Source organism: Enterobacter sp. PGRG2 (genome assembly GCF_030291195.1).
Taxonomy (GTDB): Bacteria; Pseudomonadota; Gammaproteobacteria; order Enterobacterales; family Enterobacteriaceae; genus Enterobacter_D.
Genome location: NZ_CP127837.1, coordinates 3978132 through 3992464, shown reverse-complemented (window position 1 = coordinate 3992464; position 14333 = coordinate 3978132). Strand labels below are relative to the sequence as shown.

14 protein-coding genes are annotated in these 14333 nt (G+C 57.0%); 7 read left to right on the top strand and 7 right to left on the bottom strand.

The features are described 5' to 3' along the window. Positions 1-696: a CidB/LrgB family autolysis modulator gene (locus QRD42_RS17845; RefSeq protein ID WP_072569118.1), complete on the bottom strand. Its 696-nt coding sequence runs from the start codon at positions 694-696 to the stop codon at positions 1-3. Continuing rightward, positions 693-1091, bottom strand: a complete 399-nt coding sequence (locus QRD42_RS17840) for a CidA/LrgA family protein (protein ID WP_072569117.1) — start codon at positions 1089-1091, stop codon at positions 693-695. The genes QRD42_RS17845 and QRD42_RS17840 overlap by 4 nt, the downstream gene beginning before the upstream one ends. A 217-nt stretch (positions 1092-1308) precedes the next feature. Here QRD42_RS17840 and dusC point away from each other — a divergent pair, with 217 nt between their 5' ends. Next, positions 1309-2247: a tRNA dihydrouridine(16) synthase DusC gene (gene dusC / locus QRD42_RS17835; protein ID WP_321987772.1), complete on the top strand. Its 939-nt coding sequence runs from the start codon at positions 1309-1311 to the stop codon at positions 2245-2247. A 29-nt stretch (positions 2248-2276) separates the two neighbouring features. Here dusC and yohP read toward each other — a convergent pair whose 3' ends face one another. Then, the gene (gene yohP / locus QRD42_RS17830; RefSeq protein ID WP_071785213.1) at positions 2277-2360 is read right to left on the bottom strand and encodes a small membrane protein YohP; all 84 of its coding nucleotides are present in this window, start codon (positions 2358-2360) and stop codon (positions 2277-2279) included. 169 nt (positions 2361-2529) lie between these two features. Between yohP and QRD42_RS17825 the strand changes: the two genes are divergently transcribed. Further along, positions 2530-3300 carry an SDR family oxidoreductase gene (locus tag QRD42_RS17825; RefSeq protein ID WP_318374700.1) on the top strand — a complete coding sequence of 257 codons (771 nt, stop codon included), beginning with the start codon at positions 2530-2532 and terminating at the stop codon, positions 3298-3300. Between the two features lie 27 nt (positions 3301-3327). Here QRD42_RS17825 and QRD42_RS17820 read toward each other — a convergent pair whose 3' ends face one another. Beyond that, complete coding sequence (locus tag QRD42_RS17820; protein ID WP_072569114.1) at positions 3328-3897, bottom strand: DedA family protein; 570 nt, start codon at positions 3895-3897, stop codon at positions 3328-3330. A 175-nt stretch (positions 3898-4072) separates the two neighbouring features. Between QRD42_RS17820 and QRD42_RS17815 the strand changes: the two genes are divergently transcribed. Both QRD42_RS17815 and pbpG read left to right on the top strand, forming a co-directional pair. Further along, positions 4073-4660, top strand: a complete 588-nt coding sequence (locus tag QRD42_RS17815) for a Yip1 family protein (RefSeq protein ID WP_072569113.1) — start codon at positions 4073-4075, stop codon at positions 4658-4660. 173 nt (positions 4661-4833) lie between these two features. Then, positions 4834-5784, top strand: a complete 951-nt coding sequence (pbpG, locus tag QRD42_RS17810) for a D-alanyl-D-alanine endopeptidase (RefSeq protein WP_072569112.1) — start codon at positions 4834-4836, stop codon at positions 5782-5784. Here the strand turns inward: pbpG and QRD42_RS17805 are convergent, their stop codons facing one another. Together QRD42_RS17805 and dld are read right to left on the bottom strand one after the other, a co-directional pair. Further along, positions 5785-6339 carry a GNAT family N-acetyltransferase gene (locus QRD42_RS17805; protein WP_072569111.1) on the bottom strand — a complete coding sequence of 185 codons (555 nt, stop codon included), beginning with the start codon at positions 6337-6339 and terminating at the stop codon, positions 5785-5787. 151 nt (positions 6340-6490) lie between these two features. Then, on the bottom strand, positions 6491-8197 hold the full coding sequence (dld, locus tag QRD42_RS17800; RefSeq protein WP_321987771.1) for a D-lactate dehydrogenase: 1707 nt from the start codon (positions 8195-8197) through the stop codon (positions 6491-6493). 183 nt (positions 8198-8380) lie between these two features. On the opposite strand from dld, the gene bglX reads away from it, so the two are divergent. Then, the gene (gene bglX / locus QRD42_RS17795) at positions 8381-10678 is read left to right on the top strand and encodes a beta-glucosidase BglX (RefSeq protein ID WP_321987770.1); all 2298 of its coding nucleotides are present in this window, start codon (positions 8381-8383) and stop codon (positions 10676-10678) included. 228 nt (positions 10679-10906) lie between these two features. Here the strand turns inward: bglX and QRD42_RS17790 are convergent, their stop codons facing one another. Next, the gene (locus QRD42_RS17790) at positions 10907-11944 is read right to left on the bottom strand and encodes a hypothetical protein (RefSeq protein WP_321987769.1); all 1038 of its coding nucleotides are present in this window, start codon (positions 11942-11944) and stop codon (positions 10907-10909) included. Between the two features lie 154 nt (positions 11945-12098). Here QRD42_RS17790 and QRD42_RS17785 point away from each other — a divergent pair, with 154 nt between their 5' ends. Beyond that, a complete protein-coding gene (locus QRD42_RS17785; protein WP_321987768.1) occupies positions 12099-13337 on the top strand; it encodes an MFS transporter in 1239 nt (412 codons plus the stop codon). Between the two features lie 66 nt (positions 13338-13403). Further along, a complete protein-coding gene (locus QRD42_RS17780) occupies positions 13404-14321 on the top strand; it encodes an ABC transporter substrate-binding protein (protein WP_321987767.1) in 918 nt (305 codons plus the stop codon). Positions 14322-14333 lie beyond the last annotated feature (12 nt).

Here is a 14333-nt window from a genome sequence, read left to right as displayed (position 1 = left end):
TTAGCCCATCACCGCAAGGATCAGCGGGAAGACAAAGGGGGCCAGCAGCGAGGTGATAATGCCGCAGATCACCAGCGCCAGCGAACTGAACGCGCCCTCCTGATAATCCAGCTCCGCGCAGCGGGCAGTGCCCAGCGCGTGCGAGGCGGTACCCATCGCCAGACCGCGCGATGCTTTGGTGCGAATACGCATCACATTAAGCAGAGTATGACCGAATACCGCGCCCAGAATACCGACAAAAATTACACACATGGCGCTGATGGCGGGAATACCGCCGAGGCTGCCGCCCACCGCCATGGCAATAGGCGTGGTCACGGATTTGGGCAGGATGGAGGCGGCGATTTCCGGCGTTGCCCCCATCAGCAGCGCGATAGACGTGCCGGTGATCATCGCCACCAGGCTGCCGACAAAACAGATGGTGATGATGGATTTCCAGCGGGCGCGGATCTGATGCAGCTGTTCGTATAAGGGATACGCCAGCGCCACCACCGCCGGTTGCAGCAGATCGTTGAGAATTTTACTGCCCTGAAAGTAGCGCTCATAAGGAATGCCGGTCAGCAGCAGAAAAGGGATGATCACCACCATGGAAACCAGCAGCGGGTTTAGTAACGGGATACGAAAACGGGTCGCCAGCTTGCGCGCTGCGAAGAATACCGCCAGCGTCAGCGGCAATGACCACCAGATCGAAGCCATCATTGTTTCTGCTCCTTTTCACCGACGATTTTGCGTTCGCCGTGTACAATGTGCGAGCTCCAGCTGACCACCAGAAATACCACCAGCGTACTGACGGCGCAGGAGACCACCACCGGCCCGAACTGGGCGATCAGCACGTCATAATATTGCATCACGCCGACGCCAATAGGCACAAACAGCAGCGCCATATAGCGGATCAATACATAGCAGCCGGGGTTCACCCATTTTGCCGGCAGAATTTGCAGCGCCAGCAGCAGGAACATAATCAGCATGCCGATAATGCTGCCCGGAATGGTGATCGGCAGCAGCGAGGCGATAAAGATACCCGCGTACAGACAGGCATAAATCAGGACAAACGCACGCAGATATTGCCAGACAACAATGAGTGATTTATTCATGGTGACTACCCTTGACGAGATGCATTCATCATACAATTAAAATCTGAAATGTGCTACCGATCACAACATGCAGCCGAGCATAACAAAGAATCCTGAGATTAACGTTATGCATTCACACAAGATTAGGCGTAAAACCGCCCGCCCTCCGGCGGCTGGCCTCTTTCCTCCCCGCCACAGAGACGCTACCATACGCGCCTCTTAATTATTGGGTATTGTTATGCGTGTATTACTGGCTCCGATGGAAGGCGTGCTCGATTCGCTGGTGCGTGAGCTGCTGACCAGCGTGAACGATTACGATCACTGCATCACCGAATTTTTGCGCGTGGTCGATCAGCTGCTGCCGGTAAAATCCTTCTATAAAATCTGCCCGGAATTACAGCATCAAAGCCGCACGCCCAGCGGAACGCCGGTGCGCGTGCAGTTACTGGGACAATATCCGCAATGGCTGGCTGAAAACGCCGCCCGCGCCGTCGAGCTGGGCTCCTGGGGCGTCGATCTCAACTGCGGCTGCCCATCGCGACTGGTGAACGGCAGCGGCGGCGGGGCCACCTTACTGAAAGATCCCGACCTCATCTACCGGGGCGCAAAAGCGATGCGCGAAGCGGTGCCTGCACATCTGCCGGTGACGGTAAAAATCCGCCTCGGCTGGGATTCCGGCGATAAACAGTTTGAAATCGCCGATGCCGTGCAGCAGGCAGGAGCCAGCGAGCTGGTGGTGCATGGCCGTACCAAAGAAGACGGCTATAAAGCCGAGCGCATCAACTGGGCGGCGATTGGCGAGATCCGCAAACGCCTGACTATTCCGGTAGTGGCTAACGGTGAGATCTGGGACTGGCAAAGCGCGCAGGATTGCATGGCGGCAACGGGCTGCGATGCGGTGATGATTGGCCGCGGGGCGCTCAATGTGCCGAACTTAAGCCGGGTGGTGAAATACAACGCGCCGCGCATGCCGTGGCCGGAAGTGGTGCAACTGTTGCAACGCTACAGCCAGCTTGAGAAGCAGGGCGATACCGGGCTGTATCACGTGGCGCGTATCAAGCAGTGGTTAGGGTATTTACGTAAAGAATATGCTGAAGCCACCGCGCTCTTTGATCAGGTGCGCATCCTGAAACATTCGGCCGCCATTGCGGCGGCGATAGATTCGGTAGCTTTATAAATGACTTGCCCCCGTAACGGGGGCAATTTTCAGAAAATCATTTTAAACACGCCGGTCACCACCAACAGCCCAATCAGAAAAATAATCAAAACCGCCCATAGTAAAATTTTCATCGTCCTTTCCTTTTAAGAGTCATATGCCTGCACGAATAAGTTTAGGCACACATTGGCAGCTTTGCCTGGTCAATCGGGAAGATCGTTTCTGCATCAGCCTGTTAACCCTCGTGAATTACCTATACTTACCTCTTTGCCGTTAAAGGCCCATTTCCCGGAGGAGTTCTACATGGTTTCGACGAATAAAGTCGCCATCGTTACGGCGTCAGATTCAGGTATCGGCAAACAGTGCGCGCTGGTGCTGGCTAAGCAGGGCTTCGATATTGGTATTACCTGGCATTCCGATGAGGAAGGCGCCAAAGCCACCGCTAAGGAAGTGGAGGCGCTGGGGCGACGCGCAGAACATGTGCACCTTGATCTGGGAAACCTGCCGGAAGGCGCAGAGGCAATCAGCACGCTGATTGAACGTTTCGGTCGTATTGATGCGCTGGTGAATAACGCCGGGGCGATGAGTAAAGCGCCCTTCCTTGAAGTGGCGTTTGACGACTGGCGTAAGGTGTTTACCGTTGATGTCGATGGCGCGTTTTTGTGCTCGCAAATCGCCGCGCGCAAAATGGCGGAGCAGGGGCAGGGCGGACGCATCGTAAATATCACCTCGGTGCATGAACACACCCCGCTGCCGGAAGCCAGCGCCTACACCGCCGCCAAACATGCGCTGGGCGGGCTGACCAAATCCATGGCGCTGGAGCTGGTGGATCACCGTATTCTGGTTAATGCCGTCGCCCCTGGCGCTATCGCCACGCCGATGAACGATATGGACGACGAAGACGCCAAAGACGGCTCGCTGCCGATTGTCCCCCTGACCCGCCCTGGTAAAACCCAGGAGATCGCAAGCCTGGTGGGCTGGCTGTGCTCGGAAGAGTCGAGCTACACCACCGGCCAGTCGTTTATCGTCGATGGCGGCTTTATGCTGGCGAACCCGCAGTTCAACGCAAAATAAGCTTTACAGGCCGGGCAGTAGCCCGGCTTATTCGTCGTCCTTATCGCGACGGCGGGTAAACCAGTAACGCAGCGCCAGGGCAATCGCCAGCGCCAGCACGATCCATACCCCATGCTTCAGATGCTGATCCAGATGGTGCAGCCAGGGACCTATCACCTCGCCGCCCACATAGCCCAGGGTGGTGAAAATCAGCGCCCAGACAATGGCCCCCAGAATATTCAGCGGCAGAAAGACTTTTGGCGGCAGGCGGCTCGCGCCAATCAGCAGCGGGCCGATAATGCGAAAACCGTACATAAAGCGCGTGCCGATCACAAAGAGATAAGGCCGCCGCTGGATCAGTTTCTGCGCGCGGGTGATTTTCTTCTGGTGACGGGAAAAGCGCCGCAGAATGCGCTCGCCGTAACGCCGCCCGAGCAGGTACAACAGCTGGTCGCCAATCATACCGCCGAGCGCCACCGCCGCCACCACCAGCCAGAAACGAAGCAAACCCTGATGGGCCGCCACGCCGCCGAGCAGGGTAATGGTTTCACCTTCCGCCACGCTGCCGATCACCAGCGCCGCATAGCCGTACTGGGCTATCAGACCGTTTATATCCACGACAAATTCAACTCATTGTTTACATCCATTTTTTAAAGCATACACCCTCAAACGCGAACCGGATCGCAACGTCCGGTGACTGACTATTTATCAGACTTATCGTTTCGCTCAAAAAATAACCAATTCATGCATTATACTTACAGGGTCGACGTTCGGCTGACTGCAAGGGGGCGTTATGAACCATGTCTGGGGACTCTTTTCCCATCCCGATCGTGAAATGCAGGTAATTAAACGCGAAAACGAAACGGTTTCGCACCACTATACGCACCACGTTTTACTGATGGCCGCCATTCCGGTGATTTGCGCCTTTATCGGCACCACGCAGATCGGCTGGGACTTTGGCGATGGCAACGTCATGCAACTCTCACTGTTCACCGGCTTTTATCTTGGCGTTCTGTTTTACGCCCTGATGCTGGCAGGGGTGGCGGTGATGGGCCGGGTGATTTACTGGATGGCGCGTAACATACCGCAGCGTCCGTCGCTGGCGCGCTGTATGGTGTTTGCCGGTTATGTCGCCACGCCGCTGTTTTTAAGCGGTATCGTCGCGCTTTATCCGCTGGTCTGGCTGTGCGCGCTGGTGGGCACCGCGGCGCTGTTGTGGACCGGTTATCTGCTTTATGTCGGCATTCCCACCTTCCTCAATATCAATCGTGAAGAAAGCCTAAACTTTTCCGGTTCGACCCTCGCCATCGGCGTGCTGGTGCTGGAAGTGCTGCTGGCGCTGACGGTGATCCTCTGGGGCTACGGTTACCGGCTGTTCTGAGCTAATTGCATTGCTGGCGTGAATGCCAGCAATGCAACCTTATGCAACGATTCTTCTATGGCGACAACCCGAACGGGCGGCTATCATGCCTTAGCCAGCTTTTGTTATTTTTTAATTGCCGACATTAGCGGTGCGCGTTATTACGTGCGTGAATAATTATCAGAAGCCTCACCATGCTGAAATTCCGTGTTTCCTTATTAAGCCTTGCGTTATTACTGAGCGTGCCTGTAATGCCACAGGCGCTGGCGAAAACCTCCGCAGTCGCAACTTCTGCCCAGCCCGAAATTGCCTCCGGCAGCGCGATGATTGTCGATCTGAAAACCAATGAGGTGATCTATTCCAGTCACCCCGATCTGGTGCGTCCGATCGCGTCCATTACCAAGCTGATGACGGCGATGGTGGTGCTGGACGCCAGCCTGCCGCTGGATGAAAAACTGAAAGTGGATATCAGCCATACGCCGGAGATGAAAGGTATCTATTCCCGCGTGCGCTTAAACAGTGAAATCAGCCGTAAGAATATGCTGCTGCTGGCGCTGATGTCTTCGGAGAACCGCGCGGCGGCGAGCCTGGCGCACCATTATCCGGGGGGCTATGACGCCTTTATCCGCGCGATGAATGCCAAAGCCAAAGCCCTTGGAATGCGAAACACGCGCTTTGTGGAGCCGACGGGGCTGTCGATCCATAACGTCTCTACGGCGCGGGATCTGACGCGCTTGCTGGTGGCGACCAAACAGTATCCGCTGCTCGGTCAGTTAAGCACCACGCGGGAAGAGATGGCGACCTTCAGCAGCCCGGCCTACACGCTGCCGTTCCGTAACACCAACCATCTGGTATACCGCGATAACTGGAATATTCAGCTGACCAAAACCGGCTTCACCAATGCGGCGGGTCATTGCCTGGTGATGCGTACCGTGATTAACGGCAAATCCGTGGCGCTGGTGGTGATGGATGCCTTCGGAAAATACACCCACTTTGCGGATGCCAGCCGTCTGCGCACCTGGATCGAAACCGGTAAAGCGCAGCCTGTACCGGCGGCGGCGCTGGCCTATAAGCGCCAGAAAGCGGCGCAAATGGTCAGCAGCGGCGGCAGTGCCGCAGGCGAGCAAACCGCGCAGAACGATTAATTATTCCGGCAGCGTCCAGTCACCGTCGTTGAGCGGGCGCTGCATAATCAACGTATCCCGCCAGTCACCTTTCTTATAGCCGACGCTGCGCAGCTGGCCTGCCACGGTAAAGCCGTGTTTTTCATGCAGGCGCAGGGAACCGGCATTATTATGGCCGTCGCCGACAATGGCGATCATCTGCCGCCACGGGCCTTCTTCGCAGCGCGCGATCAGCGCATCCATCAGCGCGCCGCCAATGCCGTGACCGGTCATGCTGGCGTCCACATAAATGGATTCTTCAATAGTGAAACGGTAGGCGTGGCGCGGACGATAAGGTCTGGCGTAGCAGTAGCCGACCACAATGCCGCGATAGAGCGCCAGCAGCCAGGGCAGCCCGTCGGCGGTCACCGCCTCGATGCGTTCGCGCATCTCATCGACGGTGGGCGGGACTTCTTCAAAAGAGGCACGCCCGTGGAGCACATGCCAGGCGTAGATCGCGGCTACGGCATGGGCATCGTCAGGCCGTGCATCGCGAACCTCCACTTCAATTCCCGTTAAAACATCAATAACAGACATGGGCATAGGCTCCTGAATGGCATGCCATAGAAACGTTTCTATGGCGACATAGCGCTACTCTAGTACGAAAAAGGAACACGGAATACCCCATACATCACAGTGCAATGCATAGCGCCGGGCTTGCGCTATGCGGTTACGCTTTTGGTTTGTATTACGCCCAGTTTTTTAGCTTTGAAGTCTTGCCGATGCCGGGGTTCATGCTGTTTGTCGGGTCATTGCTGCGATAAAATTGTTTTAAACTTTCTGCCGCTTCGTACAGGTGACCGACATTATGTTCCGCCGGATACTGCGCCCCGCGCGCATGCAACAGCGCCAGCATCTGCTCTTTCAGCGCATGGGCATCGACGCCTTTTTTCACGATGTAATCCTGGTGGAAGACGTAGCACATGAAATGCCCGTAATAGAGCTTGTGAACTAACTGGCTGTCGATTTCCGGCGGCAGCGTTTCAAACCACTGCTCGTCGTTGCGGCGCAGGGCAATATCCAGCGCCAGAATATCTTCCACCTCATCCGCATGCACCGCCTGATAACGGATCGCCGCCCCCGCCGCCGCAAAGCGGTGCAGGAAGGCTTTATTGCCTTCTTCGGTGGTACAGGCGAAGAAATCGCCCTCTGCATCAGCGAAGTACGACTTCAGCCAGCTCTGCGCTTCCGCAATGCCCTCGCCGGACATTTTCAGCAGCAAATGGTGTTCATATTTATCCCGCCAGGTTTTCATGCGCGGCGGCAGATGGTTCGGGAACAGATTGCCGAGCTTCTGCATCGCCCGGTCGGTAAAGTGCGGTTTCACCAGCGGCACTTTTTCCAGCATCGCATCCGTGCGGCCTTTCAGGGTGAAGAACATCGGCATTTTGTCGGTGCCGAGCTTGTCGATCATCAGGAAAGTGTCTTTCCCGTAGCGCGCGGCGATGTCGTAAATATCGCGATGCATATACTCACCCGCCACCGGCAGATGGGTGAAGTTCGCCAGAATATGACGGCGGATCTCCGTCAGCACCTCCGGCTGATTGGTGCCGATGTAAAATACCTGCTGGCGTTTTTCCGCCGGGAAGGTGTCCAGACGCACGGCAAAGACCGCGAGCTTGCCCGCGCAGCCGGAGGATTCAAACAGGCGATCCGGATCGGCGTTATAGCGCGCCGGAGTGTCAGCCGTGATGTCGCGTACGCGGGTAATATAGTCGTGATCGTGGGCGTGGCGGCCATCGTGACGCACATCGGCGTCGTTAATGCGATCGTCGTCCAGCTTGCTGAGGATCTGCTCCGGCGTGCTGCCCAGATCGATCCCCAGATGGTTCACCAGCTGTAACTGGCCGTCTTCATTAATACGCGCAAACAGCGACATTTCGGTGTAGGCCGGACCGCGCTGTACCAGCGAGCCGCCGGAGTTGTTACAGATGCCGCCAATGACCGACGCGCCTATGCATGAAGACCCAATCACCGAGTGGGGTTCGCGACCCAGCGGTTTGAGCGCTTTTTCCAGCGAATAAAGGGTGGTGCCCGGATACGCCAGCACCTGCTCGCCTTTTTCCAGCAGGTGCAGCTTATCGAGACGCAGCGTGCTGATGATGACGATCTCGCGGTCGTAATCATTGCCGTCCGGCGTTGATCCTGCGGTAAGACCGGTGTTCGCCGCCTGCATAAGAATAATTTTATCGGCGCGCACGCAGGCGCTCAGCACATGCCACAGTTCCAGCAGCGAGCCGGGGAAGACGACGGCCAGCGCATCGCCCTGGCCCGAGCGGAAGCCTTTACGGTAGCGCGCGGTTTTGGCCGGTTCAGTCAGCAGATGGGCGTGGCCCACGAGGCGGGTAAGTTCCTGCAAAAAAGCAGCGTTATTATCAGGATGATGACCAGACATGATCCACTCCTTGTGGCGGGGCAAAATTGACGCTTTAAAGCATAGCGCGGGAAAATACATCACGCGGAAGTAATCGTCAGAAAAATAAGAGAATAACCCTGCAACAGCTACTACGATTATGGCACACTGCGGTTTTCGCACGCTCTGCCGCTGATACGGCTGTAATTACGAGAGATATACGACATGAAATGGCTATGTTCTGTAGGTGTCGCTGTGAGTCTGGCGCTGCAACCCGCGCTGGCGGAAGAAACGACCGGCAATCATCCCCTTACGCCGGAAGCGCGTGATGCCTTTGTCACCGAATTACTCGGCAAAATGACCACCGATGAAAAAATCGGTCAGTTACGTCTTATCAGCGTCGGGCCGGATAACCCGAAAGAAGCCATCCGCGAGATGATCAAAGCAAGTCAGGTCGGGGCGATTTTTAACACCGTTACCCGCCAGGACATTCGCGCCATGCAGGATCAGGCGATGCAGCTCAGCCGCCTGAAAATCCCGCTGTTCTTTGCCTACGACGTGGTGCACGGTCAGCGCACCGTCTTCCCGATTAGCCTCGGTCTCGCGTCCTCCTTTAACCTTGAGGCGGTGAAAACCGTCGGCCGCATTTCCGCTTATGAAGCCGCTGACGATGGCCTGAACATGACCTGGGCGCCGATGGTCGACGTCTCCCGCGATCCGCGCTGGGGACGGGGTTCCGAAGGCTTCGGGGAAGATACTTACCTGACCGCCAGCATGGGTAAAACCATGGTGGAATCCATGCAGGGTAAAAGCCCGGCGGATCGCTATTCGGTAATGACCAGCGTGAAACACTTCGCCGCTTACGGTGCGGTGGAAGGCGGTAAAGAGTACAACAGCGTCGACATGAGTTCGCAGCGTCTGTTCAACGACTATATGCCGCCGTACAAAGCGGCGCTGGACGCCGGCAGCGGCGGGGTAATGATCGCCCTGAACTCCCTTAACGGTACCCCTGCCGCCTCCGATCCCTGGTTGTTAAAAGATCTGCTGCGCAAGGAGTGGGGGTTTAAAGGCATCACCATTTCTGACCACGGCGCGATCAAAGAGCTGATTAAACACGGCACCGCCGCCGATCCGGCTGATGCGGTACGCGTGGCGCTGAAATCCGGCGTCGATATGAGCATGGCCGATGAGTATTACAGTAAATACCTGCCGGATCTGATCAAAAACGGCAAAGTGACCATGGCCGAGCTGGACGACGCCACCCGTCACGTGCTGAACGTGAAATATGACATGGGGCTGTTTAACGATCCGTACAGCCACCTGGGCGCGAAAGAGACCGATCCGCAGGACACTAACGCCGAAAGCCGTCTGCATCGCAAAGAAGCCCGTGAAGTGGCGCGCGAAAGCCTGGTGCTGCTGAAAAACCGTCTCGATACGCTGCCGCTGAAAAAGAACGCTACCATCGCGGTGGTGGGCCCGCTGGCTGACAGCAAGCGCGACGTGATGGGCAGCTGGTCGGCGGCAGGGGTGGCGGATCAGTCCGTAACTGTGCTGACCGGCATTAAAAATGCCATCGGCGATCAGGGCAAAGTGATAGTCGCGAAAGGCGCGAACATCACCGATGACAAAGACATCGTCACCTTCTTAAACCAGTACGAACCGGCGGTGCAGGTGGATGAACGCACCCCGCAGGCGATGATCGACGAAGCGGTGAAAGCGGCGAATCAGTCTGACGTGGTGGTGGCCGTGGTCGGCGAAGCCCAGGGTATGGCCCATGAAGCCTCCAGCCGTACCGATCTCACCCTGCCGCAAAGCCAGCGCAATCTGATCGCGGCGCTGAAAGCCACCGGTAAACCGCTGGTGCTGGTGCTGATGAACGGTCGTCCGCTGGCGCTGGTGAAAGAAGATCAGCAGGCGGATGCGATCCTCGAAACCTGGTTTGCGGGCACCGAAGGCGGAAACGCTATCGCCGATGTGCTGTTTGGCGATTACAACCCGTCCGGCAAGCTGCCGATGTCCTTCCCGCGCTCTGTCGGGCAGATCCCGGTCTACTACAGCCACCTGAACACCGGTCGTCCGTATAACGCTGATAAGCCGAACAAGTACACCTCGCGCTACTTCGACGAAGCGAACGGCCCGCTGTATCCGTTTGGCTATGGCCTGAGCTACACCACGTTCAGCGTGTCTGATGTGAAACTGTCTGCGCCAACCATGAAGCGTGACGGCACGGTGACGGCAAGCGTTGAGGTGACTAACACCGGCAAACGTGAAGGCGCAACGGTACTGCAAATGTATCTGCAGGACGTGACCGCCTCGATGAGCCGTCCGGTGAAACAGCTGAAAGGCTTTGAGAAAATCACCCTGAAACCGGGTGAAACCCAGACCGTCAGCTTCCCGATCGATATTGATGCGCTGAAGTTCTGGAACCAGCAGATGAAATACGATGCGGAACCGGGCAAATTTAACGTCTTTATCGGCACCGATTCCGCCCGCGTGAAGCAGGGCGAGTTCGAACTGCTGTGATCCTTTTTCCGTAATCCCCAACGCCACCGTCCGGTGGCGTTTTTTTTGCTTTTCTTTTTCGCCGGGTGGCGACTGTGTTTTACCCGACCTACCGTTTTACCCGGCCTACGGGCTTATCCGGTCTACGGACTAATTTGTAGGCCCGGCAAGCTTGCGCCGCCGGGCAACGCATTGCTCATGTGTAACATGCCAAAGCCTTCCTGCGCGTCACAATGGATACAAAATTTATTATTCACTCACCCGTGCCATGATGCGTCCCAGATATTCACTCAACTGATGCTTTTGCAAATAATTCCTTAAATCCCGCGCCCAGCCCGTGCCCTCGCCGAGGATCGCCCGACTGTGGGTGGACGCGTACAGATAGCGGGTATCATAAAGGTTAATCAAGGTCTGATTGATCCCCTCAACGTTAAACCCCGGATTACGCTGCTGCTGCATCTCTAATGCCTTAACGACCCGCGCCTGCTGGCCCGGATCCGGCGTAAACGTCCGCTCATTCAGTTCACTGAGCACCACAAATTCAGGGGCAATGCCCTCATCGATTGCTGCCTGCAGGCGATAATGTCCGTCGAGGATCACAAAGGAGGCCAGCCCGGCAATGTACCAGACCAGTACCGGCGGCAATGTCCCTTCACGGCTTTTTTTCCGCCACCATTTCAGGCGTCCCGCATCGCGGTCGATCGGATAGCGGCCCCGCAGTAAATTGCCTCCCCACCACCAGTCCACCAGCATGACTTTTTGCGGGTCTGCTACATCCGGGAAATCTTCGCCATAGAGCACCCAGTCGCAGCCGATATTTCCGGCGCTTGTCGGCGACTCAAAACGCCAGTCGGCAACGGGCTGTCGCTGCGCCAGGGGGCGCGGAGCTGCGCTTACTGGCATCATGGGTCTTAACAACCACCGACGCGCGGGCAACAACGGCGTGGGGGCCGTCATTAACTGTCGGGCAAAATAGCGACACCATTCGCTTAGCGGATCGTGTACGGCCTGCTTTTGGACCCATTCCACGTCTGCGGAAGTCACCGGCGGCAACAAGGATTGCTGGCCCGGATGATCGGCATTAAACACCAGCCAGACGCCTGAGTGATCCGCAAGCATCGTGGCCCAGAACAGTGTTTCTCCCTGGAGCTGTAGCGCCATACGGCCATGATGGCCGCTTAACATTTCCATGGCCTGCACGGGAGAGTCGCTTTCCTGCACCTGCAGTTCCAGCCCCTGCCAGTGGCCATTGCGGTCGAGTAAATCCTTCCACCAGTATTGTGACATCTGATACTCGCTTAACCTGTCCTGTAAAAGATTTATCGGCACACTGTAGTACGTTTTCACCAGACTCAGAAAGCGCGTCACAAAAATGGCGGGCGGTAATCCGCATAATGCGGCCTTCACCTTCAGGGACGAAAATCTTGTTAAGGATAACATCATGGATCAAAGCCTTTTTATCCAGCGGGGCGTCTGGGCGCGCCTCGGCTTGCCCCGCGAGCTTTGCTGGGGATTTATCGGCGTCTTTCTCTTTATCACCGGCGCGACCATCGAACAGAGCTGGCTGGCGTCGATGCTGCAAACGCGCGGCTTCGCGGCCACCGATATCAGCCTGCTGTCCTCAATTTTCGGCCTGTGCGTGGCGGCGGTGTCGTGGTTTTCCGGCATCGGCGCGGGCGTACTGGGCGTGCGGCGGCTGATGTGGGCGGCGACGGTGTGCTATTTCGCCGGATCGGTGCCCTTTATTTTTGTCGCTCTGCCGGATAACCACTATCCGATGATGATCGTCAGCTATGCCCTGCGCGGTGTGGCCTATCCGCTTTTTGCCTACTCCTTTCTGGTGTGGATCAACCAGCGCTGCGAAGCGCGGATATTAGGCCGCGCGGTATCGTGGTTCTGGATCGCCTTTGGCGTCGGCATGACCATTGTCGGACCCTGGTATTCAGGACTGATGCTGCCTGCCATCGGGGAAACCGCCACCCTGGCCAGCGGTTTTATTTTTGTTGCGCTGGGGGCCGTATGCGCGCTGATCCTCAATAGCGACAGACCCCGTTTCACCCGCAGCCAGAGCATCCGCCAGGCGATGGGCGAGGGACTTATGGTGCTGGTGCGCGAACCGAAAATGCGCCTCGCGGTGATCGTCAAAACCATCAATGACATCGGCAAATTTTCGCTGGTGATCCTCATGCCGGTGTATCTGCCGCGCTTCGGCTTCAGCATTGCCGAATGGCTGACCATCTGGGGGCTGGTCAACGCGGTGAATATTTTCGCCAGCTATCTGTTCGGCTGGCTGGGGGACACCATCGGCTGGCGCAATACGGTGATGTGGTTTTCCGGCACCCTTTGCGGGCTGGCGTCGCTGGCGGTCTGTTATGCGCCGGTGATCTTTGGTCACAGCAATGCCGCGCTGTTCCTGGCGCTTGCGCTCTATGCCATCGGCCTTGGTGCGTTTGGACCGCTGAGCGCGTTGATCCCCTCGTTGCTGCCGGATAACAAAGGGGCCGCCATCTCCTGTCTTAATCTTGGCTCGGGGCTGAGCAATTTTGCCGGGCCTGTTATCGTCACGCTGTGCGTGGGGCCGCTGGGCGTCGAAGGCACGCTGTGGGTCATTGCGCTGCTCTATTTTTCGGCCAGTATCATGACCGTACCGTTAAAGCTGCCCGGGAAGGCCGCAGACTAGCGATATATCGTCTACGCTTTTTACACAAGCTGCTGATAGCAGACGGCAAATAACGAGGAAAGCACGATGACAATTAAGAAGGGGATGCTCGGCTCACTGGCGTTGATCGCGGCGGTGAGCCTGCCGGCGCTGGCGGCAGAGCCGATTAAAGTCGGGTCCAAAATTGATACCGAAGGCGCGCTGCTGGGCAATATCATTTTGCAGGTGCTGGAAAGCCACGGCGTGAAGACCGTTAATAAAGTGCAGCTCGGCACCACGCCGGTGGTGCGCGGGGCGATCACCTCCGGCGAGCTGGATATTTATCCGGAATACACCGGCAACGGCGCGTTCTTCTTTAAAGATGAAAACGACGCGGCGTGGAAAAACGCGCAGCAGGGCTATGAAAAAGTCAAAAAACTGGATGCCGAACAGAACAAGCTGGTCTGGCTGACGCCTGCGCCCGCCAACAACACCTGGACTATCGCCGTGCGTAAAGACGTGGCGGAGAAGGGCAAGCTGACCTCCCTTGACGATCTGAGCCGTTACCTGAAAGAGGGCGGCACCTTCAAACTGGCGGCGTCGGCGGAATTTATCGAACGCGCCGATGCGCTGCCCGCCTTTGAAAAAGCCTATGGCTTTAACCTGAATCAGGATCAGCTGCTGTCGCTGGCGGGCGGCGATACCGCTGTGACCATTAAAGCCGCGGCGCAGCAAACTTCCGGCGTGAATGCCGCCATGGCCTACGGCACCGACGGCCCGGTGGCGGCGCTGGGTCTGCAAACCCTGAGCGATCCGAAAGGCGTACAGCCGATTTACGCCCCAACGCCGGTGGTGCGCGAGTCGGTGCTGAAAGCGTATCCGCAGCTGGACGAATGGCTGAAGCCGGTCTTCGCCAGCCTCGATGAAAAAACGCTGCAACAGCTGAATGCCAGCATCGCCGTGGAAGGGCTGGACGCGAAGAAAGTCGCCGCTGACTACCTGAAGCAAAAAGGACTGGTGAAGTAATCACAGGATGGG

Coding starts and splice junctions, on each gene's coding strand:
- QRD42_RS17845 (WP_072569118.1), bottom strand. CDS start 696: ATGATGGCTTCGATCTGGTGGTCATTGCCGCTGACGCTGGCGGTATTC.
- QRD42_RS17840 (WP_072569117.1), bottom strand. CDS start 1,091: ATGAATAAATCACTCATTGTTGTCTGGCAATATCTGCGTGCGTTTGTC.
- dusC (WP_321987772.1), top strand. CDS start 1,309: ATGCGTGTATTACTGGCTCCGATGGAAGGCGTGCTCGATTCGCTGGTG.
- yohP (WP_071785213.1), bottom strand. CDS start 2,360: ATGAAAATTTTACTATGGGCGGTTTTGATTATTTTTCTGATTGGGCTG.
- QRD42_RS17825 (WP_318374700.1), top strand. CDS start 2,530: ATGGTTTCGACGAATAAAGTCGCCATCGTTACGGCGTCAGATTCAGGT.
- QRD42_RS17815 (WP_072569113.1), top strand. CDS start 4,073: ATGAACCATGTCTGGGGACTCTTTTCCCATCCCGATCGTGAAATGCAG.
- pbpG (WP_072569112.1), top strand. CDS start 4,834: ATGCTGAAATTCCGTGTTTCCTTATTAAGCCTTGCGTTATTACTGAGC.
- QRD42_RS17805 (WP_072569111.1), bottom strand. CDS start 6,339: ATGTCTGTTATTGATGTTTTAACGGGAATTGAAGTGGAGGTTCGCGAT.
- dld (WP_321987771.1), bottom strand. CDS start 8,197: ATGTCTGGTCATCATCCTGATAATAACGCTGCTTTTTTGCAGGAACTT.
- bglX (WP_321987770.1), top strand. CDS start 8,381: ATGAAATGGCTATGTTCTGTAGGTGTCGCTGTGAGTCTGGCGCTGCAA.
- QRD42_RS17790 (WP_321987769.1), bottom strand. CDS start 11,944: ATGTCACAATACTGGTGGAAGGATTTACTCGACCGCAATGGCCACTGG.
- QRD42_RS17785 (WP_321987768.1), top strand. CDS start 12,099: ATGGATCAAAGCCTTTTTATCCAGCGGGGCGTCTGGGCGCGCCTCGGC.
- QRD42_RS17780 (WP_321987767.1), top strand. CDS start 13,404: ATGACAATTAAGAAGGGGATGCTCGGCTCACTGGCGTTGATCGCGGCG.